Genomic DNA, 21,094 nt, shown 5'->3' on the forward strand with positions numbered 1-21,094 from the left:
CTGACCTGACTGGGCTGAAGCTGTACCCGCACGCCTCTCCGGCACCTTGGCTCGCAGTCGAGCGTGATCTCCGACCCCAAGAGGGCATCGGCCGGGCCAGCAAGGATTCGGTCGCGGATCTGGCGTGGCCGGAGGTTGTGACCCATGCGGAAACTGGCTCAGCGGAATGGGGCGGTGACCTGCCAAAGCTGATCGGCGCCGGCAAGGGACACATCGTTGTCCAAGATAGACCGGACGCCGACGAGCTGCGCCGCGAGGGTGGTTCCGCCACGCAGTTGACGGGTGAGTGCCGCAGCCGCCGGCCCGGTGATCTGACAGCTATCCAAGGCGCCCCGGCAGGTCGCACTGATCGGCGGGTGGCGGTCCACTCGCAGGCGAGCAGCCTGGATGGGCCGCTCACTGACGATGCTCCAGCTTTGGCCGCCATCGACCGTGAAAAGGGAGCCTCCCATGTTGGCTCCACCCATCCCGATGCCGAGACGAATGGAAAGCGTGCATCGCACCCTGTCGGTGAAGCGGTCACAGGCGCAGTCAGCGCCAAGGTCTGGGTTGCCGCCTACCTGTTCTTGCCGAAAGGGGAGGGGCGAAGGAGGTGCCGCCTCCCGGCGCGCTTGGCTTTCCCTTTGGACGCTTTGGGCCTGAGCGACCGGGTGGTTCGTCAGAAGTGCCGTGTCAGCCTGAAGCCCGTATGGGCGGGGCACCAGTTCCATACTTAACCACGCATTGTGATGGGCCTGAGCAAGCTCCATTGCCACAGAGCGTCGCTGGCTTCGGTGCCGCTCTGCTCCAGCGGAAAGCGCCGCTCCATTTCAGCAAGCCGCTCCCTCCAGTCGGCTTGCACGGCTTGAAGCTGATGAGGCTGGGTTGGCGCGGGCAGGGGAGATGTCGCACACCCAGCGAGGGCAGTGGCAGCAAACAGGGCAAAGGCGGCCAGCTTCACGTCGAGGTCTCCCGTTCGGCTCTATCGAAAACTGGCCCGGAGCCGCTGTCGATCCTCTGGCCGCGCTCGCTCCCTCGGATTTCACGCCCCTTGCGGACAGTCACCCGGTTAGACCCTGGTCGATAGCCGACGCGCCGGCTCGCTCTCTTCAATGCTTTCGAGAGGCAAACTTGGCTGCATCTCCACAGCACGCCTAAGCGCCGTTCAATCGTGGACTCCTGGACCGCGTAGTCGCCAACCTGAGGGGCGGCTTATGTGAAGCCGAGCAAACGACGGAGAGGCAAGATGACCAAACCCGTGTCAGATGAGGCTGGCGAGCCGGTTCCCCAGCCCGTGTCGGGAAAGGCGGTCATCTACACTGCCCGAGGCGGTTACGACGTGATCCGGATCATTGAGCGTACCGTGCGGGCGCCGGCTGCTGGCGAAGTCCGCATCCGCGTCCAGGCCGCGGCGGTCAACCCCACCGACATCGTCGTGCGCGACCCCGGGCGCGGCGAGCCGCCCCTGACCCCCGGCATGGACGCAGCGGGCCACGTAGAGGCTGTCGGCCGAGGGGTGCCACAGCGCCTCCGCGTCGGGGACGCGGTGATGGCGGCCGTCACGCCGATCCGGGCCGAAGGCGGTGCCCAGGCGGCGCATATCATCGCCCCGGCCGCCTCGGTGGTTCCCATCCCCAAGGGCGTCTCGCTTGCGGAAGCGTCCACTCTGCCCATGAATGGCCTGACTGCCTTGTCCGCCCTGGAGATCGCCGGTCTCTCCCCGGGGAAAATGCTGGCCGTGAGCGGCGGCGCGGGCCTCTTGGCGTGCTACACGATCGCGATTGCGAAGCGGCAGGGGCTGCGGGTGATCGCTGATGCGAAGCCAGATGAGTTCGGGCTGGTGCGCAGTTACGGCGCGGACGTCGTGGTGTCGCGCGGGCCAGGCTTCGCCGCGGCGATCCGTGCGGCGGCGCCTGAGGGCGTCGATGCCCTGCTCGACACGGCGCTCCTGCGCGAGAGCGCCTTCCCCGCCATCCGAGACGGGGGCGTGTGCGTCTCAGTCCGCCGCTGGGACGATGCCCCGAGCGAACGCGGCATCCAGGTCAAGCTCGTGTGGGCAGGTGAGGTGCTGGAGCGCACCGAGTGGCTGGAGCAGCTTCGGGATATGGCCGAAAGCGGCGTGATCAAACTCCGGGTGACGGGGGAGTACGCACCCGAGCAGGTCGCTGACGCCCAGCGCGCGCTGACGGCGGGCGGTCTGCGTGGTCGGCCTGTGATCATCTTCTGAGGAAGACAGGTAGCGCCCACGCAAAGTCTTGCGGAGACGGAACTCCTTGTTCCTATGCTCCCTTTCCGGCCGAGCGCATGAAAAGAAGAACCCGGCCGCAAGGCCGGGTATGGTGCAGATCACGCTCTTGCCTCGTCCTGTGCATCCCGAGAAGCCGGACGGGTGCTTGCACGCCACGCGGCACTTGAACAACGCCGGTTCCTCGGGCCTCCAGGGCCTTCATCTGTCGCTGCCAGGACTCAAAGGCGAGGGCACGGTCCGGACAGTAAAGGTCGAGGCGAAGTTCCTCCAGCGCGTCTTCGTCCAACTCATCGAGGGGGATGCCCATGGCCGGTCTCCTTGGCCGCCCCTTTTCCAGGAGTGGATGGGCGGTCTACTCGCACGAACACCGCACTCCCGCCGCCCTCAGTCCAGCGATGCCCCTGAGGCTTCGACCAGACCCTGCCAGACCTTCTCTTGCTCTTTCACATATTGAGTGAAGGCCGACGGGCTCTCGTCCCACACGGTGGTGAACCCCATCGGCTCGAGCCGCGCCTTGAACTCATCGGAGCGGACGACCTGCACCAAGGCTTCGTGCAAGCGCTGGATCACGGGAGCCGGCGTGCGCGCGGGGGCGGATATCGAGTACCAGGACTGCATATCGATGTTCGCCTGGGGGAGCACTTCCTTCATGCCCGGCACGTCGCGCAGCTCGGGCACATAGGTGATGCGCTCGGCGCTGCCCACGGCCAACGGCCGGAAGCGGCCCGAACGGACATGCGGCATCAGTGCCGGGATCACGTCGAACATCATGTCGATCGTGCCGGCCAGCAGGTCCGTGATAGCCGGGCCACCTCCCCTGTACGGGATGTGGGCGATGTCCATGCCTGCCGCGCGGTTGATGGAAGAGAGCGTCAGATGGCTCGTTGTGCCCGTGCCGGAGGAGCCCAGGCTGATGCGCCCCGGCGCGGCCTTCGCGGCGGCGACGAGATCGGCGAAGGTCCGCCAGGGCCGGTCGGCGTTCACCACCAGCAGCACCGTCCCGGTCGAGACGCGGGTCACGTGGGCCAGGTCACGCTCCGGGTCGAAGGGCATGGAGCGGCGGTAGAGGAACTTGTTCGCCGCCAAGAGGGCCGCTGTGCTGAGAAGGATGGTGTGCCCATCCGGCTCGGTCTTTGCCACGACATCGGCGCCAATGTTCCCGCCTGCGCCGCCGCGGTTATCTACCAGAAAGGTCTGACCAAGGATGGGCTGCAACCGCTCGGCCAAAAGGCGGGAGGTGATGTCGGCCGCTCCTCCCGGCGCAAAGGGCACGATGATCCGCACGGAGCGGGTGGGGTAGCTCCCCTGGGCTAAGGCCAAGCCCGGTGCAGCGAGAAGGACGGAGACTCCCAGCAGTTGGCGCCGTGTCATGCTCATGCAGTGCTCTCCTTGGCAGTGCGGATAGTGGGCAGCGAAGTGCTAATGGCCACCAACCAACCGCCGAAATCCTTTCGAGCGCCACGGCAAGCAGAGAACACAAAGCATCTGCGCGCTGATCGAGGCACCTCGTTCGGCCGACCACGTGGCGTTCTGGACAGCGGGCGAGAGGCAGTATGCGACCAGAGGTCCTCAGCGCGCATGCCTGCCAAGATTTCCGTTTGCGCGAGGCCACACAGGCTCACAATCAGCCCACCGGAAGCACGGTTCTTCAAAGACGGATGCCGCGTGCCCGAACAAGTTCCCCGAGCTTCGAGGTCTCTTCGCTGAGCAATCTCCCAAATTCGGTCGGACTAAGAACGAAAGGCTGCATGTCCGGCGTCAAGCGATTGCGAAGACCCTCACTCTGGAGTGCCCCACCGATGGAGCGGTGGAGCTTTTCGATCACTGGTGCTGGCGTGCCTGCAGGCATCATGAGGCCGTGGAAGTAGCTGTAGTCGATCGGGAAGCCTGCTTCGGAGAAGGTCGGTAGATCAGGTAGGGCTGGAAGGCGCTCAGGCGTCGAGATCCCGATGATCCGTGCGTTGCCGGCACGATGCTGCTCCAGCACATTCATGCAGGAGATGCAGACGGCCGGGAGGTTGCCTGCAATCAAGTCCGTCACCGCCAGCGTCTCGCCACGGTAGCCAACATTGTCCAGCTCAATGCCCGTCTGCCCCCGCAGCATTTCCATCAGAATCTGTCCCGTGCTGGCGTTTCCAAGAGTTCCGTAGCTGAGCGTACCCTGACGCTTCACGTAGTCTACAAACTCGCGGACGTTCGTTGCTGGGACAGCCTTGCCGACTGCCAACACCATTGGGGCTTTGAAGGTGGGCGTCAGCGGCAAGAATTCGGACATGCGATACGATAGACTTGGCATCAGCAAAGGGTTGAGTGTCATCGCAGCGTAAAGCATGTACCCGATGGTGTAGCCATCGGGCGCCGACCGGGCGATTGCCTCGCTGGCGAGAATTCCGTTTGCGCCGGGCCGGTTCTCGACCACCACGGGCTGTCCCAATTCACCGCGCAGCGTCTCCGAGAGGAAGCGGCTAATCGTGTCGGAGATGCCACCGGCAGCGACCGGCACAATAATCCGGAGTGGACGGCTCGGAAAGGCAGGCTGGGCGAGGGCAGGGCGCGCCAAGCCGGGAGCCGCGCCGAACGAGAGTGCCGCTATGAGGCTCGCCCGTCGTGAAATTCTGAAGCGCAAGGTGGTATTCCTCCGAGACAAGATCGCGCCTCTGTCGAGCGCATTGCCTTCATCGGAATGATAACTTACTTACGAGTCAAGGAATTTTGAATGAGCATCCTGCCTGTGACGACCCTTTCCAACGAGCCCCGAGTGCAGATGCGAGACGAGATCAAGCGGGTCGCAGCGAGGCTGCTGACGCTGAGAGGGTACCGTGGCGTAAGCTACGGTGACGTCGCCAGCGAACTCGAGATTACAACAACCAACATCCACTATCATTTCGGCCCGAAGGCCAGGCTCGTGGCGGCCGTGCTCGCCGACTATATCGAACGAGTGGGAGGCCGATACCGCGCGATATGGACGTCTCCGGCAACTACTCTTGCACAGAAGGTTAACGACACGGTAGCCTTCAACCGTGAGGCATTCGTTCGCCTGAACCCGACCGGGACCGAAGGAAATTCCTGGAGTCTCATCACCCGTCTGTCTGCGGAGGGTGAAGCCCTCGACGACGTGATGCGCGAGCGCATCGTGGCCTTCCGGCGCGACATCCAGGCCAGTGCTGCGGTCGGGATCGAAACAGCGGTCCGCAATGGAGAGCTGCGGCCGGAAACACCGAGCCAGGAAATCGGTCGCCTCGTGGCAAGCTGCTTCCTTTACGCGGTTCATATCACGCGCGACAGCGGCGGATTTCGCGGATTGTCGCAACATTACGCTGTGCAGTTGGACCTTATTGAGCGGAGCTGGGGCGCCGCCCATCCCAAGGCGGTCAGGAAACTTATTGACAAGTAAGTATCGCAAACCCTAGCGTTCTGCCAATGGCGCTGTCCAAGTGCTGCGCGTGGCTTCGAGGAGGAACGCGGATGGGGCACATTGCCACCACCGGGATGATTGACTGCGACATTCATCCGGCTGTGCCGGGCATGAAGGCGCTGCTCCCTTACTTCGATGCACATTGGCAGGAGGTCATTGACGCTCGTGGCGTTGATGGTCTCGACCTCGCCTACTACCCGCCCAATGCACCGATCAGCGCGCGTCCCGATTGGCGTGTCCCGGGCCGCAAGCCAGGCTCCACCCTAGCGGACATGCAGGTCCAGGCGCTTGACCCGTTTGGTATCAGCCGCGGCATCCTCAACTGCCTTTACGGCGGGCCGGCGATGTACAGTGCGGATCTCAGCGCCGCCATCTGCCGCGCGACCAACGCCTGGGTGGCAGCGGAATGGCTCGACAAGGACGACCGGCTGCGCGCCTCCATCGTCATCTCGACACAAAACATCGAGCTTGCTGTGGACGAGATTGAGCGGTGGGCGCCAGATCGTCGCTTCGTGCAGATCCTGGTACTGGGTGCCCACGAGGCATTGCTGGGGCAGCGCCATCACTGGCCCATCTACAAGGCGGCAGAGAAGCACGGGCTGCCGATCGCCATTCACGCTGGAAGCGCAATGCGCCACGCGCCCACCGCGAATGGCTGGCCCTCAACGCTCTACGAGGAGCATTGCAGCTTCACCCTGACCTTCCAGAGCCAGCTTCTTAGCCTGATCGCCGAAGGGGTCTTCACGAAGTTCCCGGCGCTGCGTGTGGTGATGCTCGAATCCGGCATCGCTTGGCTACCCAGCTTCTTCTGGCGCGGGACAAAGATGTGGCGGGGAATGCGCAAGGAGATTCCCTGGGTTGACGCCTCGCCGGCCGAGATCGTGCGCGAACGGGTCCGTTTCTCACTGCAGACCTGGGATCTGCCGCAGGATCCAACCTATCTCGATCAGCTGCTCGAACAGATCGACGCCGACGACATTTTCCTCTTCTCGACCGACTATCCGCACTGGCGCTTCGAGGGCGGCGATCCCACCCGGGGGCTGCCGAAGGCCTTGCTGAGCAAGGCCTTGCGTGACACGCCGCTCGCCACCTACCCCCGTCTGAAGGAGACCACGTGATGAGCAGTTCGACGCTCCAGGCGCCGGTCCGCTCCGAGGACGCCGGGATCAAACTGGTGGATTGCGACATCCACCCCACCGTGCGCTCCATGAAGGATCTGCATCCTTACCTTTCCAGCCGCTGGCGCGAGCATCTGGACAGCTTCGGTCAGCGCTTTCGGCAAGCCTTTGTCTCCTCGACGGCCTTCCCGAAGGCGACGCCCGCGCTCGCTCGGCGCGATGCCTGGCCTGAGGATGGGAGCCCGCCCGGCTCGGACCTCGCTTTGATGCAGCGCCAGCACCTGGACGCGAACGGCATCGACCGTGGGATGCTATTTCCGCTTTTTCCCCGCGCGCTGGATGAGCGCAATATCGACTGCGCCCATGCCGTCTGTCGCGCCATCAATGATTGGCAGGTAGCGGAGTGGATCGAGCCTGAGCCACGCCTCAAGGGCACCATTACCGTCATGGCTGAGGACGCCGAAGGGGCGGTGGCGGAGATTGAGCGCTGCGCAAAGATGAAGGGATTCGCGCAGGTGGCGCTGGTTACCCGGCCGATCGAGCCGCTGGGCCGCAAGCGCTACTGGCCCATCTATGAAGCCGCGGCCCATCACGGCTTCCCGCTCGGCCTGCATAACTCCGGCAACAACGGCCATGCGGTGACCGGCGGCGGCGCGCCTTCCTTCTATTTCGAGGAGCACCAAGCCGTCTCTATGAGCCTGCACGCCATGGTGACGAGCTTCATCATCGAGGGCGTGCCGGAGCGCCTGCCTGACCTCAAGATTGTCGTCGTCGAGGGTGGCTTTGCCTGGGCAGCGCCCTTGGGCTGGCGAATGGACGGGCTCTTCGATCGCTTTCGCGGCGAGGTGCCCCATTTGAAAATGAAGCCCTCGGAATACCTGCGCCGCAACTTCTGGTGGACGACACAGCCCATGGAGGAGCCCGAGAAGCCCGAGCATCTGCGCCAGCTGCTCGATTGGATGGGCTGGGACCGGATCGTTTTCGCGTCCGACTATCCGCACTGGGATTCGGACGACCCCCGCCACGCCTTCAAGATCCGCATGAGCGAGGCGGAGAGGCAGGGCATCTTCGCCGGCAACGCTCAGGCGATCTACGGAGACCTCCTGGCATGAGCGCGACAGCGACACTGACGCGGCATGTTGTCGCGAAGGTGGGCGAGATCCCGGACAAGGGCAGCAAGCTTGTGAAAGTGAAGGGACGGCCGATCGCACTCTTTCACGTGGGCGGCGAATATTTTGCGATCAGCAACGTGTGCCCGCACGAGGGCGGCAGCCTGTGCCACGGCAAGCTGATCGGGCTCATCCGATCCAGTGAGCCAGGTGTCTACGAGCGCACGCGGCCCTTCGAGATGCTGCAATGTCCCTGGCATGGCTGGGAGTTCGACATCCGCACCGGCAAGTCCTACTGCGACCCCGACAGCATCAAGGCGCGCTCCTACGCCGTCACCGTAAAGGATGGCGCCGAACTTGCCGAAGGTCCCTTCGTGGCTGAGACCTTCCCGGTGTCGGTGGAGGATCAGTACATCCTCGTCGAGATGAAATGATGGCCTGGCACGACGTGGCGAGGGAGGGCGAGTTCGAGCCAGATGTGCCGAAGGTGATTCAGGTCGGTGACGACCGCATCGCCGTCTTCCGCCTAGAGGACGGCTACTACGCCATCAGCGACATCTGCACGCATGAGTACGCACTGCTTTCCGACGGGTTTTGCGAGGGAGGCAAGGTGGAATGTCCGCTGCATCAAGCCTGCTTCGACATCCGCACGGGCAAGGCCCTGGACGAGCCGGCAGAGGTTGACTTGGCCACCTATCCCACGCGCGTCGAGGGCGGGGTGGTGCAGTTCCAACTCTGATGCGAACGCTCATCATCGGGGCTGGTCAGGCGGGACGTCGAACGGCGGAACTGCTGCGCGGTTTGGACGCGGAGCGTGAAATCCTTCTCCTCGGCGAGGAGACGGAGCCTCCCTATGACCGCCCGCCGCTTTCCAAGGAGATCCTTCTCGGCGAGGAGCGGCCGAGGGGGCTCATGCAGCGTGACGCCAAAGCCTACGCCGACCAGCGCATAGCTCTGCGCCTCGGCGAGCGGGTGGCACGGGTTGATCTGAAATCGTCGCGCGTGGAGACGGAAGCAGGTCTGCACATCCCCTATGATTCATTGGTTATCGCGACTGGCGCGAGAGCGCGTAGCCTGCTCGTGCCGGGTGCGAATGATCCCCGCATCCTGACCCTCCGCAGCATGGCGGATGCGCGAGCCTTGCGCGCACAGCTGAGACCGGGTCTGCGCCTCGCCGTGGCGGGGGCAGGACTCATTGGCCTGGAGGTGGCGGCTGCGGCAATCCAATGCGACTGCATGGTGACCGTGATCGAGATGGGCGAACGCGCCATGGCCCGCTGCGTTCCCAAGGAAGTCAGTGATCAAATCGAGGGGTGGCACCGCGCGGCTGGTGTTGCACTGGAGTTCGGCTGCCGGCTGGCCGTCGTCAATCCCGAGAAAGATGCCTTGCGCCTCGCAACGAGTCGTGGGGAATTTGAGGCTGACCTCCTGCTGGTCGCGGTCGGCGCCGTACCAAACAGCGAGCTAGCGTATGAGGCGGGCCTCGCGGTCGATGATGGCATCTTGGTTGATGCCTCAGGCCGCAGCTCGCACCCAACCGTCTTTGCTGCTGGCGAGGTTGCCCGGATCCGCCAGTCTTGCGGCCGCCACGTCCGCTTCGAGACGTGGCAAGTTGCGCAACACCAGCCGAGCGCCGTCGCGAGCGCTCTCTGCGGCATAGACAAACCCTATTCCGAGCTGCCTTGGCACTGGACCGATCAGTACAAGCACAATGTGCAGATCCTCGGCGCGCATGATGCGGGCCTAGAATGGCTGTGCCGCGAGGACGGCGGAAGGCTGGCCTATCTCGGCGTCGATTCCGAAGGCCGGGTTCGAGGCGCGATACTGATTGACAACGGGCGTGAGACGACACCTGTCAAGCGGATCATAGCATCGGGAACGGCCATGAGCCGCGGCGTGCTGCGCGATCCAGCGACACCGCTACGACAGCTTTGCTGATCCGCGAGACTTCCGAGGGAGGAGAACGAACATGATGGCAAACAGGCGTACCCTGATCGGCGGCATGGTGGCGGCGCCATTGGCCGCCCACGCTCAATCACGTGGGATCGACAAGCCAATCCGCATCGTTGTCGCGTACACGGCTGGCGGTGCGGCCGACACCTCGGCGCGTACTGTCTCCCAGCGCTTATCGGAGAAGCTGGGTGTTCCTGTCGTGGTGGAGAACAGGCCGGGCGGCAACACCCTTATCGCCACGCAGTCGGTGCAACGCGCGCCGGCCGACGGAACCAGCTACCTCATGGTGTCGCTGAATTTTGCGCTCAATCCGGTTCTGATCGCCAACCTACCATACAGCCCGTTCGAGGATTTCACGGCTGTGGGCCTGATTTCCTCAGCTCCGAACATTCTCGTTGTCCATCCCTCCTTCCCGGCGCGCAACGTACAGGAGTTCGTGGCTGAACTTCGGCGCCGTCCGGGCGAGATTGCCGTGGCCCATACGGGCGTCGGCACCATTACTCATCTGGCGGGCGAATTGCTCTATGAGATGAGTGGCACGCGCGCCAACCTGATTGCGTATGGCGGGAGCGCGCCCGCCCATAGTGATCTGCTTTCCGGACGGGTTTCGGCCATGTTCGACAGCAGCAGCCTTCCCCATATCGCTGACGGGCGGCTGCGTGCGCTCGGCATCACCGGAGCTCAGCGTCTGGAACTTCTGCCGGACGTGCCAACGATCGCCGAGCAGGGCTTCCCCGGCTACGAGGCAAGCTCTTGGTACGGCTTGGTCGCTCGCCTCGGCACCTCGCCTGAAATTGTTCGGCAGGTTTCGTCCGAGGTGCAAGACATCATGCGGCTGCCCGACGTTCGACAGCAGCTTTCTCAGCGAGCGTTCATTCCGGGCGACACGACGCCTCAGCAGTTCGAGAGCTTCATGCGAAGCGAGGCGCGGCGGTGGACCGACCTTGTACGCAAGCGGAATATTCGAGCGGACGTTTAGACCCGATGCTGGTGCATTTTCCTGCACTCCGACGGCACTGAACCAGTCAGTCCCGTCAGGAATGGAAAGAGCGGCGTTCGCTCTTTCGGTCTCGCCCGAGGCCGCGCGACCGGCATGGGCGGGGTCCTGAGGCACTGGCAGGACGTCTGACGGCTCACCATACGCGTTAAGCGCACTGGTGTCGGCGCCTGGGCTGAGCGGCTGCTGAGACCGCGATCGAGTATGAGCAGGCCATGCTTGTTAGGGAGAACGCAGACCTAGGACGGCGAGAACTGAGCTTCCCCTCAGCGAGATCGCTTTCGCCCATGTCCGGCCTTGCCCTCAGCCCTGTCAATTCTCAGCTTGAGCAGGAACGCCCCGTCTTCGTCCAAGAAGGACTGCCAGCGGTGACCGAACAAGGCGAGCCGTACGTGCCCACACCCGAGGAAGTGCGCCGATGATTGAGCGTGGTTTCTCCGGGCGAAGCCGAACACCAGATCGAGCCGGTGAAGCCTGGTTTGCCGCCAGAAAGACCGTCAAACGTGACGCATCAAGGAGAGCCGCCCGCGCCCCTTCCCCCCCGAGCTTCGCGATCTCCATCCCGCCTCGGATGAAGTGCTGCTGCATAGGGCGGGCGGCGCTATTCCTTGACGGAAGCCGATGACAGGCCGTTTGGGAGAAATTCCCTGGCTAGTGCTGCGAAACGCCTTGGACAGCGACGACGCTCCCGCTATCAGTCCTTCACGGCGGACAGATGGTGTCACGCGCACGCCGGATTTCAGGCCCGCACTATCGGGCCAACAACAAGATGATGAAGCTGCCAGCGGACCCGAGAAAATCTCCTCACTGCTGACACACCGACTCGTAGGCTCCACTGGGGCCAGGCAGACGTGACACTGGAGAGGCGGGGAGGGCATGGCCTTCCCCGCCTCTCCATCTCTATCGCATTCACCTTTATGTGTCCGACGGTCGCAGCTGACTGTTGGTCTGCGCGCGACGCCGACGGGCAGCTGGCTTCGTGCCGACCGGAAGCGGCAGCTGCATGAAGACCCTGCTGTTGTGCCCCTTGCCGGTGTCTGGGCCTCCGCCTCGCAGCCGCCTAGCGGCACGGGCCAGAAGCACTCCACCCGGCCCTCCTCGCCCCGCAGGGCCAGGAAGACCACGCGCCGCAGCGCCCCGTCCGGCTCGGTCTCCACCGCGAGGCGGAACATCAGCACCTCGGCATCCTCTCTGCCAAGCGTGAGGGCAAGCTGCTGCGCCTCCACCTCCCGCGGGCGCAGCGTGCGCTTCGTGGGATCCTCCGCGTCGCCCCGGAAGAAGCGCACAGGGACCCCCTTGATGAGGAAGACGAAATAGTGGGTCTCGTCGAGGATCCTCTGCCAGGCATAGCGCCCGCTCTCGGCTGCGTGGGCGAGCTGGTGCTTGGAGAAGGCGTAGGCGCGGCAGCCAATGCTCCATGCGTCGTCACCGGACCAGTAGTCGGCCTGCGCCAGGGCATCGGCGCGGCCACGCGCGAGCAGTCGGGCGACGGCGGCGAGCCGCTCCTCGGTGAGGGCAGGGTGCGGTTCTGCAGGTCCAGGGCGGCGAGCAGGACCGAACGGCCTATCGTGTCGGTCCGTCAACGTGGGCGGGCGACGCGCCGCCTCGCATGGTTTGGCGACGGCGCCCTCCAGGGCGCAGCGCACCGATCACAAACCGCCAATATTTCATGCACCTTGCAACTGCCAGCAATGTCAGCGACCTAGACGACTGGCCATCAAATCACGGCGGATAGCTTCGCAAGCCATTGCTAGGCCATATAATTTCCTCTTGGCACGTTCCTTGCTGCTTGAAAGCTGCACCCACAACGAGGGTGTTTCCCTGACCTCTTCCGGTCAGCACAAAGAGGAAGCAAGCCATGCAGATCCTTAAGCAAGTGGCCCTGGGCTTGGCCCTTCTCACCGCCCCCGTCGCCGTGAATGCCGCCCCCCTCACCGGCTCGATCGACTTCGGGGGGCTATTCCAGGGCACCGACGCGAGCGGCAACAACGTCCGCCTGTCGGATGCGGTGGCCATCGACTTCTGCGCCAACGTCACCGGCACGTGCATCACCGGTGCCGGCGGTTCCTTCCTGGTGAACGCTGTTAGTGCCGACAGCAACATGCCTGTATCGGTGGGCAACATCGGGACGATCCAGGACTTCAACTTCGATTCTTTCGCTGGCCCCATCGCCGACTTCTTCACCGTGGGCGGCCTGTCCTTCGACCTGAAGGAGATCATCGCCACGCAAATTACTCTCCCGCCGCCGCCCCCCGGCACCACGCCCACCGACTACCTGCTGATCAGCGGCTTCGGCACGCTGCGCGCGGCGGGCTTCGACAACACCCCGGGCACCTTCACCTTCTCGGGCCAGACAGACGGCGTGAACCTGCTCGGCACCTTCACCTTCTCCGGTGGCGCAGCTGCGCTCCCCACGCCCGTTCCTGCGCCGGCCGGTCTCGCCCTGCTCGGCGCCGGCCTGCTGGGCCTCGGCCTCGTGCGCCGCAAGGCCGCCTGACACTTCTTCGTCAGAACACACCAAGGCAGCGCTCCGGTCCCACAAGGACCGGAGCGTTTTTCATTGGTATCAGTACTTATGAGATCTGCGCGCGGGAGGCTCGGTGCGCGGCATTTTGACGTGCGGGCCGTGGCATTCCCTTCCGCCTCGATCGCGGCGCGCGGGTTCCTGCTTTGCCGCTCACGCCGGCTGGAGATGGAGGCTTCGCTTGAGGTTGTAGGCGGTGGCGGTGAGGTGAACCTGGGCTCTGGCACGGGCGAGACCTCGCCATCGCATCCGCCTCAGCCCGTAGCAGCGCTTCCCCGTGCCGAAGATCTTCTCCACACGCGCCCGCACCCGCTGGATCGGCGCATTCCAGGCTGCCCACCGCGCCAGCGTCTCGGCTCGATCCCACGGATCAGAACCATAAGGAGAGCCTCGCTCTGCCAAGGGGTAGCCCGCCGCCGCATGAAGCAGTCCCGACCTCGAATAGATTGAGATCCGAGGGGCCTGGCATTTTGGCGCGCAGCGCGAACGCGGGGATGGCGAAGAGCAAGCGGTCACGCCGGAGGGCGCCAACGATCAATCATTCAGCCGGAGCGCTCTTTTGTAGCCATGGCTGAGGCCTTTCGGGGGCAAAGCTTCAGCGAGAAGTGGCCGCCCTCTCGTGCTGGCCGCCTCGCCCTGTGATGGCGCGTCGAAGCCAAAAGCGTGCCGCCAGCAGGTGATAGGCGCACCATGCAGAGATCCCGGCGAATTTCGTCCCGTCCTCAAGCACGAGCCAGTCCATTTCCTCCGCGACCACGTCGAGCATCACGCTCGAGCCAAGCAGACCCAGAGCGGCGAGGAGGAGCGGCCAGTCCATGCGCCGATGGAAGTCGCGATAGGTCCAGAGATAAGCGATGGCTGCGGTGGCATACCCGGCCAGGATCAGCTTCTCCGGCACACCGAAGAAGGGCAGCACTGATTCATGCAGCAGAAACACGTCGTCGAATGCAAGCACGGCGGCCAGCAGCCCACCGGCTGCCAGCGCTGACTGTGCCCGCGACGGCGGCAGGACAAGCGCGGCGAGAAGCGAGGAGGTCGCTGCGACGGACCAGGCCAGCACGCCAAGGTTGGAGAAGAAGCCGAGATAGGGCGGTCCGCCCGTGCTCGCCGCCGGGTCGCGGAATAGCAGCTCGGCATCAAGGCCAAGCGGCAAGACAGCCAGTGCAGCAAGAAGCGGGAGGAGGGCGAAGGCGACGACGCACCGTGGGCGGCGCGGAGGAAGGGACGCGATCTCCAGCCTCACGCGATCCATCAGAGAGATTGCTTTCATTGTAATGAAACTTTCACCCGCAAGACACCTAATTGTCAAACAGGTCGTTCCCCGAATCGTTGCCGATGATCAGAGCACGGCGCGCAAAGGAAGCGGCCAGGGGGCCAGTTGCTGAGACCGTCCGCCTTGCCCAACTTCTGGCGTGCTGGGGAGCAAAACTTTCACGCTGCCGGGCCATACGTCGGAGGCCACAGACAGATCTCCGCTCACCGGATCGGTGATCGCGTCATGCCAGAACCCTCAGACCTCCACCTACGCAAGGCCAGGGTAGCTCAACGTGCTTCAGTCTGGCCTATAGCCGAGACGGTTTTCCCTATGAGTTCGGGTCAGCAAGATTTGGTATCAGCGGCGAAGCGAGTGCGTGTCCTCTTGCAATCCACCTGTTTTCGTCCGGATGGCCAGTCGCCCCTAGTCCAACAATTGGTCCGGGCCCTCAACCACACTTCCTGGACATGGCCCCGGTTGCCTTCAGCGTCACCGCGTCTCCGAGCAGTGACGCTTTTTTGGCTGCGAGGGGGCAACTGCTTCTCGCCGGCGTTCCAGAAGGCTGGGGCGGCCAAGGCGGTCTTGCAACCAGGCAGTTGGGCTCAGGACCCATCAAACGCACGCGGTGGCGTGCCCGAAGCTGCCGCTGACGCTGTGACACCTCGAAGGATCGGCGCAGCTCGGCCTGAGCCCAGGCCGCGTGGGATGCTGGATGGTCGCCTCGTGCTTTTCACAACAAAACGCTCCGGCCCTTGCGGACCGGAGCGCTGCTGTCGACTCTGCAGGTCTTTGGGTTCAGGCAGACTTGCGGCGCATGAAGCCGAGGCCCAGCAGGCCGAGGCCCATCAGGGCAAGGCCAGCGGGAGCCGGCACGGGCGTCGGCGTGATGCCGGCGACGCCCAGGCGAACCTGGGCCAGGTCACTGATGTTCGAGATAGGAACGGTCGAGGTCAGGGAGAAGCTCACCGCCACTTGGCCATCCAGGGAGCCAAGCGTGAAGAAGTTCTGACCGTTGCCATCCAGGGCAATGTTGTTGAAGTTGAAAACGGTGCCGAACTGGTCGACAGCCTGGAAGTTGGCCGTGCCATCGGCGATGGCGTCCAGGTTGAACTGTAGCTTGTCGAAGCCCAGGGTCGGGTCCGCCAGGGCGATGCTGATGGCGTTGAACGAGCCGTCCGCCGCGGTGATGCGGGCCTGGCCGCCACCGTTGACGTTGAGCGTCTCGTTGCTGGTGAAGTTCACCCGGGTGCTGTGCGAGGTGTTCAGGCAGCCCTGCACCGTCATGCCGCTTGAGGCGGTTCCGCAGGCGTTGAAGATGACGTTGTCCACGTCACCCGAGCCGCCCACCAGCCCGGACTGAAGGATCAGGGTCGCGCCGGCCGGAGTGGCGAAGGCCAGGCCGCAGGCGAGGGCAGCTGCGGCAAAAATGGAATTCTTGTTCATGATGGCGCTCACCGTCCGATGCGACCCGAGGGTCTGTTACTCCAAAGATAAGCAAGCGCCGTGCCAAGGGATTTTTCTCTTTGTAGACAATGCGCTATGGATTCGGATTCCCAGGCCTCTCGCCGCTTGTAAAATATTCCGACGCATCTTTTTAAAGCGGGGCGAATTTTGCGCGGCGTTCGGCCGTGCGCCGACCGGTGTGTCTCCCCTTACCCGCAGGGACGGGGACAAGGGTTAGCGCCTCGGCTTGCCCGTCTCCCGGCTCTTCGAAAGGGCCTCGTGCCAGCGCTGCAGGAGCAACCTCGCTGTCGCGTCCACCATCGGATCTCCCTCCCTTTCCTTCTGGACAGCCTCGCCCACCTCCAGAGTTCCGCGACACCCTTCGCCGTCAGGCGCCGCCCTTGGGGACACAGCGAGCAAGTCCACACCGATCCGTCCAGTTGAGCTTGCGAAGGCTGCCATACAGCCTTACATACACCGAATGGAGGTGGCTATGTCGTCCATCAGCATGCGCGAACTCCAGCGGATCTCAGCCGCGACCATTGCTGCCCTGCCTGGGGCCACGCCCATCAAGAGCGGGGATGAGACGGTGGCCTTGCTGGTGCCGATCCCGAAGGCCGACCCAGCGCGCGTGCGGAGCTTCCTTGAGGACCTGAAGGGCGATCAGGTGAGCCGCACGGCCTCCGAGGAAGCCGCGATCACCGAGTTCCTGACGGAGATCGGCGAGGCCTGATGCGCCGGGCTCCCACGTCGATCCTGGTCGTGGATGCCAACATCGTCATCTCGGCCTGCCTGGGCCGCATCGGCACCGCGCTGCTTCTGGAGGCGACCCAACGCTACGCCCTGCGAACCACCCAGCGCGCCAGGGAGGAGGCGTTGGGGCGGTTCAAGGATCCACGGATCGCGGCCTATCGACCCCGCCTCGACACCGCACTCGCGATCGTTCCAGTGCTCCCCCATCACGTCTACGAGGCTCTCCTGCCCGAAGCCGAAGCGGCCCTCGCCCAGGCTGTCGCGTCCGGCAACGGCAGCACCACGGATGCGCACCTTCTCGCCACGGCGTGGGTCCTGGGCTGCGACATCTGGAGTCACGACCGGGACTTCGCCGGCACAGGTGTGAGCAGCTGGTCCACCCGAAACCTCATGAGTGCTTTGGCTGCCGCCAGCCTCGACCCGCCGCCCAAGGACGCCTCGTAAAGCCGCCCACCACGGGCCTTCGTCGCGGAGCTTTACGCTCTCTGCGGCAGGAACAGGGCAAGCGCCCGGGCTTTCGGAACGGAGTTGCACAGCGAGGCTCCTGGCGGGGAAGGCCGCGGGGATACGTCACGAGATGACCTTTCCCGGCCATCCGGAGACAACTCCCGTGCTGAGACACGTCTTGTGGTCCACAACCGCGCTGCGCCGCGACCATCGTGGTGTTACCCAGATCGAAGACGCGATCCTGGCGGCGGTGCTGGGCGTCGACATGCTCGGCGCCGTGGCTTTCATGCGGGACGGCACACAGGCCAGCCTCGATGCGACGACCGTTACGCGGGACGGTGCTGCGGCACAGCCGGGCGCGGTTGCGCCGACGATCTGGCTGAGCCCAGATCTGGGCGCGCTGCTGCAACGCCGCCCCTCTAACTGGCACCGACGGTGAAGCGACGGCGCGATGCGTCTTCAAGACGGAGGGCTTTCGCGGATGGATGCCGCTTGTTCCGCAGACGGGAGCGCTCACGTGACGTGCTTCCTTGGAGACGAACCGCCGGTCGAGTGAGGCCGGCTGAGCCGAAGAAGGCATTGAGATAACGAGAGAGCATCATAAACCGGAGGAGATAGTGGCGAAGCTGCGCCAAGTGCCCGTTGCGGACGCTCATGCGACTGCCCTTCCAACCTCCCGCACGATCCGCATCACGGCCTTGGCTGCCGAACTGGGCTGCCACCTTCTCGTGGGAGCAAGAAGAATATGCTGGATGAGGGCCGGCTCGCGGATCCGCGCCACCTTCAACTGGCCATTTGCAGCCTGTTCGATCACGGCATGCTCCGGCAGCAAGCTCCAGCCAACGCCGGCCGCGACCAGCCGTCGGATGGAATGGATCGAATCGAGTTCGAAGATCACTTGAGGCATCACGTGGATGCGGGCGCAGGCCTCCTCCACCGTTCGCCGGATGTTGTTCCCTGTTGCCGGCAGGATCAGGCCACGACCCTCCAACACCCGCAGCGGCTCGACTGAATTCAGCTGCGCGTTGGGAGGTCCGACGAGAAGCAGCGGACTCGAGAAGAGGGGTTCGAAAGCGCCGCGACGCGCCGCGCGTGCGGTGTTGAAGATGCCGAGATCCACCTCGCCCGAGGCGAGCCAAGCCTCGACCTGTGCGCTGAATCCTTCGCGCACTCGTAGTCGGATGTCCGGAAAGGAGGCCTGGACCTGGAGAACCAGTGCCGGAATGAGCCTCTCCGCAACCGACGCCAGCATGCCCAGCGAGACCGGTCCAGAAGGGCTCTGCCGCTCCGACGTCACCTCGGCGCGCATCCGTTCGATCTCCAGCAAGGCCGATCTGGCCCGGGTCAATGCGCGTCGTCCCGCCTCGGTCAGGACCACGCCCCGGCCCGTCCGGTGTAGCAACGGAGCGCCGAGGCTTTGTTCGAGTTCCCCCAAGTGCCGGGTCAGGGTGGGCTGGGAGACCCCAAGCGACGGGCGGAAAGGCTTCCTGCTTCCACCACGCGGACGAAGCCAGCAAGCCGCGCAAAGTCCATCTCTGTGCCTCCTATCCGGAATCTGAATAGCTGAAACACTCTTCCATACGCTGATGCAGAGACAGATGCTTGGATGAAGGGTCGTCCTCGCGATCAAGGGAAGGAACACAAGCCATGAGACGTCCGGCGGTCGCTTTTGCAGCCTTCTTTTCCGTCGTCTTGTCCTGGGGTGATCCGCTTCCCGCAGGGGCGCAAAGCGTGGGCGGTCCGGCTGACCGCCCCATCACCTTCGTCGTCCCTTTCCCGCCAGGGGGCGCTACGGATGTGCTCGCGCGCCTGATCGCCGGCCCGCTGGGCGAGGCAATGGGCGCGCCCGTGGTCGTCGAGAACCGCGCCGGCGCGGGCGGCAGCGTCGGAGCGGCTGCGGTGGCCCGCGCCGCGCCGGACGGCCGGACCCTGCTGATGGGCACCATCGCCACTCATGGCATCGGCCCGGCCCTCTACCCGAACCTGCCCTACGATGCGGACCGGGATTTCATCCCGGTCACGCAGGCGGCGTCCCAGGTCTATGCGCTCGTGGTGCATCCCTCCGTCCCGGCGCGAAACGTGGCGGAGCTGGTGGCGCTGGCCCGTCGGCGGCCTGGAGCGGTCACCTATGCTTCTGCAGGCAACGGCACCGCCGCACATCTCTTCACCGAGCTTTTCCGGGACCAGGCTGGAATCACCCTGACCCATGTGCCCTATCGTGGCGCAGGACCGCAGGTGGCGGCGACCTTGGCCGGCGAGGTGTCGGTCACCATGGATGTCGTGCTCACCACCCTGAACCACATCAGGCAGGGCAGCCTCCAAGCCCTTGCGGTGTCCGGCGCCACGCGCTCGGCCGTGCTGCCGGAGGTTCCTACCCTCGCCGAGGCGGGCCTGCCTGGCTACGACGCGGTAGGATGGAACGGCGTGTTTGTGCCGACCGGCACCCCGCCCGCCGTCGTCGCGCGGCTCGCGGATGGCATCCGCGCCGCCTTGGACCGTCCTTCCGTGCGCGAGCGGGTCGAGCAGCAGGGCGCAGAGATCGTCGCCTCCTCTTCCGAGGAGTTCGCCCGTTTCGTCGCATCAGAGCTGACGCGCTGGCGCGCCGTGGTGGCCCGCACGGGAGTGCGCGTCGAATGACCCGGCCAGCCCATCCGCCCCTCCAGGGCATCCGTGTCCTGGATATCTCCACCATCATCGCTGGCCCCTGGTCCGCGACCCTGCTCGCCGATCTCGGTGCCGAGGTGCTGAAGGTCGAGCTGCCCGGAAGGGGAGATGGGCTTCGCGCCCTGCCGCCGTTCAAGGATGGCGTGCCGCTCTGGTGGAAGGTCACCAACCGGAACAAGCGCGGCGTGACGATGGACTTGCGCACGCCGGACGGCGCGGCGCTGCTGGAGCGCCTCCTGCCCAAGTACGATGTCCTGGTGGAGAATTTCCGCCCAGGCACGATGGATCGCTGGGGCTTGACGGCGGAGCGCCTATTCGCGGCGAACCCGCGCCTCGTGGTCCTGCGCGTGACCGGGTTCGGACAGACGGGGCCTTACCGGAATCGTCCCGGCTTCGCCCGCGTGTTCGAGGCCATGTCGGGCTTTGCCTCGATCTGCGGCGAGGCGGACGGCCCCCCGCTCCATGCTGGCTTCCCGATCGCCGACGCAGTGGGCGGATTGTTCGGCGCCATGGGCATCCTGGCGGCGCTGCGTCGCCGCGATGCGGACCCGGATCTTGGCGGACAGGAGATCGACCTCTCGATGCTCGAGGCGATGCTGCGCGTGCTGGACTTCCTTCCTGCCGAGTACGACCAGCTCGGCGTTGTCCGGGGCCGGCACGGCAATACGAGCCAGCATGGAGCGCCCGGCAACGTGTACCGCACGCGCGACGGACGCTGGGTGAGCCTGCCTGCGACGACCCAAACCGTCTTCGAGCGGCTCTGCGCCGCGATCGACCGTCCCGACCTCATCGCTGACCCGCGCTTCTTGTCGAACCCCGAGCGAGTGCGGCACCGCGTGGCGCTCGATGCGATCGTGGCTAAGGCGCTCGCGACGCGCGACCTGTCCGACTGGTCGGAGACGATGGACGCGCACGCAGTGGCCTTTGCCCCGATCTACGACATCGCCGATGTCTTCGCCGACCCGCATCTCGCCGAACGGGAGGCAATCATCAGTGTCCCGGACGAACAGCTCGGGACCCTTCGGATGCAGGGCGTCGTGCCTCACTTCCCCGATGCCCCCGGTGCCGTCCACCGCGCGGGCCCGGAGGTTGGGCAGCACAACGCCGAAGTGTTCGGCGGCGAGCTTGGCCTATCGGAGGAAGAAATGGCGCGGCTGAAGGCGGCCGGCGCGATTTGACGGAGGAACAC

Annotated in this window: 22 protein-coding genes; 14 read left to right on the forward strand and 8 right to left on the reverse strand. The window is 64.8% G+C overall.

Annotated features, from left to right (window positions below; all coding sequences use genetic code 11):
* Positions 1-158 precede the first annotated feature (158 nt).
* Together OF850_RS18100 and OF850_RS18105 are read right to left on the reverse strand one after the other, a co-directional pair.
* Complete coding sequence (locus OF850_RS18100) at positions 159-452, reverse strand: hypothetical protein (protein ID WP_301591753.1); 294 nt, start codon at positions 450-452, stop codon at positions 159-161.
* A 260-nt stretch (positions 453-712) separates the two neighbouring features.
* Positions 713-940 (reverse strand): hypothetical protein, encoded by a 228-nt coding sequence (locus OF850_RS18105; RefSeq protein WP_301591754.1) that lies wholly within the window; start codon positions 938-940, stop codon positions 713-715.
* A 285-nt stretch (positions 941-1,225) separates the two neighbouring features.
* Here OF850_RS18105 and OF850_RS18110 point away from each other — a divergent pair, with 285 nt between their 5' ends.
* Entirely contained in the window at positions 1,226-2,206 is a 981-nt protein-coding gene (locus tag OF850_RS18110) for a quinone oxidoreductase family protein (RefSeq protein ID WP_301591755.1), read from the forward strand.
* Positions 2,207-2,611: 405 nt separating this feature from the next.
* On the opposite strand, the gene OF850_RS18115 is transcribed toward OF850_RS18110, so the two are convergent.
* The gene (locus tag OF850_RS18115; protein WP_301591756.1) at positions 2,612-3,511 is read right to left on the reverse strand and encodes a Bug family tripartite tricarboxylate transporter substrate binding protein; all 900 of its coding nucleotides are present in this window, start codon (positions 3,509-3,511) and stop codon (positions 2,612-2,614) included.
* A gap of 364 nt (positions 3,512-3,875) precedes the next feature.
* On the reverse strand, positions 3,876-4,730 hold the full coding sequence (locus tag OF850_RS18120) for a Bug family tripartite tricarboxylate transporter substrate binding protein (protein WP_301591757.1): 855 nt from the start codon (positions 4,728-4,730) through the stop codon (positions 3,876-3,878).
* Positions 4,731-4,943: 213 nt separating this feature from the next.
* Between OF850_RS18120 and OF850_RS18125 the strand changes: the two genes are divergently transcribed.
* The 8 genes from OF850_RS18125 to OF850_RS18160 all read left to right on the forward strand — a co-directional run bounded on the left by OF850_RS18125 (position 4,944) and on the right by OF850_RS18160 (position 13,316).
* Complete coding sequence (locus tag OF850_RS18125) at positions 4,944-5,621, forward strand: TetR/AcrR family transcriptional regulator (RefSeq protein ID WP_301591758.1); 678 nt, start codon at positions 4,944-4,946, stop codon at positions 5,619-5,621.
* Positions 5,622-5,692: 71 nt separating this feature from the next.
* Positions 5,693-6,760, forward strand: coding sequence for an amidohydrolase family protein (locus OF850_RS18130; protein WP_301591759.1), 1,068 nt, complete (start codon positions 5,693-5,695; stop codon positions 6,758-6,760).
* Positions 6,760-7,872 carry an amidohydrolase family protein gene (locus tag OF850_RS18135; protein WP_301591760.1) on the forward strand — a complete coding sequence of 371 codons (1,113 nt, stop codon included), beginning with the start codon at positions 6,760-6,762 and terminating at the stop codon, positions 7,870-7,872. The genes OF850_RS18130 and OF850_RS18135 overlap by 1 nt, the downstream gene beginning before the upstream one ends.
* Positions 7,869-8,303: a Rieske (2Fe-2S) protein gene (locus OF850_RS18140; protein ID WP_301591761.1), complete on the forward strand. Its 435-nt coding sequence runs from the start codon at positions 7,869-7,871 to the stop codon at positions 8,301-8,303. Before OF850_RS18135 ends, OF850_RS18140 begins: the two co-directional genes overlap by 4 nt.
* Positions 8,300-8,608: a non-heme iron oxygenase ferredoxin subunit gene (locus tag OF850_RS18145; protein WP_301591762.1), complete on the forward strand. Its 309-nt coding sequence runs from the start codon at positions 8,300-8,302 to the stop codon at positions 8,606-8,608. Before OF850_RS18140 ends, OF850_RS18145 begins: the two co-directional genes overlap by 4 nt.
* Positions 8,608-9,807, forward strand: coding sequence for an NAD(P)/FAD-dependent oxidoreductase (locus OF850_RS18150; RefSeq protein ID WP_301591763.1), 1,200 nt, complete (start codon positions 8,608-8,610; stop codon positions 9,805-9,807). Before OF850_RS18145 ends, OF850_RS18150 begins: the two co-directional genes overlap by 1 nt.
* A 31-nt stretch (positions 9,808-9,838) precedes the next feature.
* Entirely contained in the window at positions 9,839-10,801 is a 963-nt protein-coding gene (locus OF850_RS18155; RefSeq protein ID WP_301591764.1) for a Bug family tripartite tricarboxylate transporter substrate binding protein, read from the forward strand.
* Between the two features lie 1,876 nt (positions 10,802-12,677).
* Positions 12,678-13,316, forward strand: coding sequence for a PEP-CTERM sorting domain-containing protein (locus OF850_RS18160; RefSeq protein WP_301591765.1), 639 nt, complete (start codon positions 12,678-12,680; stop codon positions 13,314-13,316).
* A gap of 180 nt (positions 13,317-13,496) precedes the next feature.
* On the opposite strand, the gene OF850_RS23525 is transcribed toward OF850_RS18160, so the two are convergent.
* From OF850_RS23525 to OF850_RS18175, 3 genes are all read right to left on the reverse strand, one after another.
* Positions 13,497-13,859: a transposase gene (locus OF850_RS23525; RefSeq protein WP_368044705.1), complete on the reverse strand. Its 363-nt coding sequence runs from the start codon at positions 13,857-13,859 to the stop codon at positions 13,497-13,499.
* A gap of 79 nt (positions 13,860-13,938) precedes the next feature.
* Positions 13,939-14,595 carry a hypothetical protein gene (locus tag OF850_RS18170; protein ID WP_301591767.1) on the reverse strand — a complete coding sequence of 219 codons (657 nt, stop codon included), beginning with the start codon at positions 14,593-14,595 and terminating at the stop codon, positions 13,939-13,941.
* A 798-nt stretch (positions 14,596-15,393) separates the two neighbouring features.
* On the reverse strand, positions 15,394-16,053 hold the full coding sequence (locus OF850_RS18175; protein WP_301591768.1) for a PEP-CTERM sorting domain-containing protein: 660 nt from the start codon (positions 16,051-16,053) through the stop codon (positions 15,394-15,396).
* Positions 16,054-16,534: 481 nt separating this feature from the next.
* Between OF850_RS18175 and OF850_RS18180 the strand changes: the two genes are divergently transcribed.
* The 3 genes from OF850_RS18180 (at position 16,535) to OF850_RS18190 (ending at position 17,680) form a co-directional block, all read left to right on the forward strand.
* Entirely contained in the window at positions 16,535-16,774 is a 240-nt protein-coding gene (locus tag OF850_RS18180) for a hypothetical protein (RefSeq protein WP_301591769.1), read from the forward strand.
* Positions 16,774-17,238 carry a PIN domain-containing protein gene (locus OF850_RS18185; protein WP_301591770.1) on the forward strand — a complete coding sequence of 155 codons (465 nt, stop codon included), beginning with the start codon at positions 16,774-16,776 and terminating at the stop codon, positions 17,236-17,238. The genes OF850_RS18180 and OF850_RS18185 overlap by 1 nt, the downstream gene beginning before the upstream one ends.
* Before the next feature lie 133 nt (positions 17,239-17,371).
* Positions 17,372-17,680 (forward strand): hypothetical protein, encoded by a 309-nt coding sequence (locus OF850_RS18190; RefSeq protein ID WP_301591771.1) that lies wholly within the window; start codon positions 17,372-17,374, stop codon positions 17,678-17,680.
* Between the two features lie 213 nt (positions 17,681-17,893).
* Here the strand turns inward: OF850_RS18190 and OF850_RS18195 are convergent, their stop codons facing one another.
* Positions 17,894-18,883, reverse strand: coding sequence for a LysR family transcriptional regulator (locus tag OF850_RS18195; RefSeq protein WP_301591772.1), 990 nt, complete (start codon positions 18,881-18,883; stop codon positions 17,894-17,896).
* Between the two features lie 5 nt (positions 18,884-18,888).
* On the opposite strand from OF850_RS18195, the gene OF850_RS18200 reads away from it, so the two are divergent.
* Together OF850_RS18200 and OF850_RS18205 are read left to right on the forward strand one after the other, a co-directional pair.
* Positions 18,889-19,878, forward strand: a complete 990-nt coding sequence (locus tag OF850_RS18200) for a Bug family tripartite tricarboxylate transporter substrate binding protein (protein ID WP_301591773.1) — start codon at positions 18,889-18,891, stop codon at positions 19,876-19,878.
* Complete coding sequence (locus OF850_RS18205) at positions 19,875-21,083, forward strand: CaiB/BaiF CoA transferase family protein (RefSeq protein ID WP_301591774.1); 1,209 nt, start codon at positions 19,875-19,877, stop codon at positions 21,081-21,083. Before OF850_RS18200 ends, OF850_RS18205 begins: the two co-directional genes overlap by 4 nt.
* Positions 21,084-21,094 lie beyond the last annotated feature (11 nt).

Source organism: Sabulicella glaciei, assembly GCF_026183895.1.
In the GTDB taxonomy this organism is placed as follows: Bacteria; Pseudomonadota; Alphaproteobacteria; order Acetobacterales; family Acetobacteraceae; genus Roseococcus; species Roseococcus glaciei.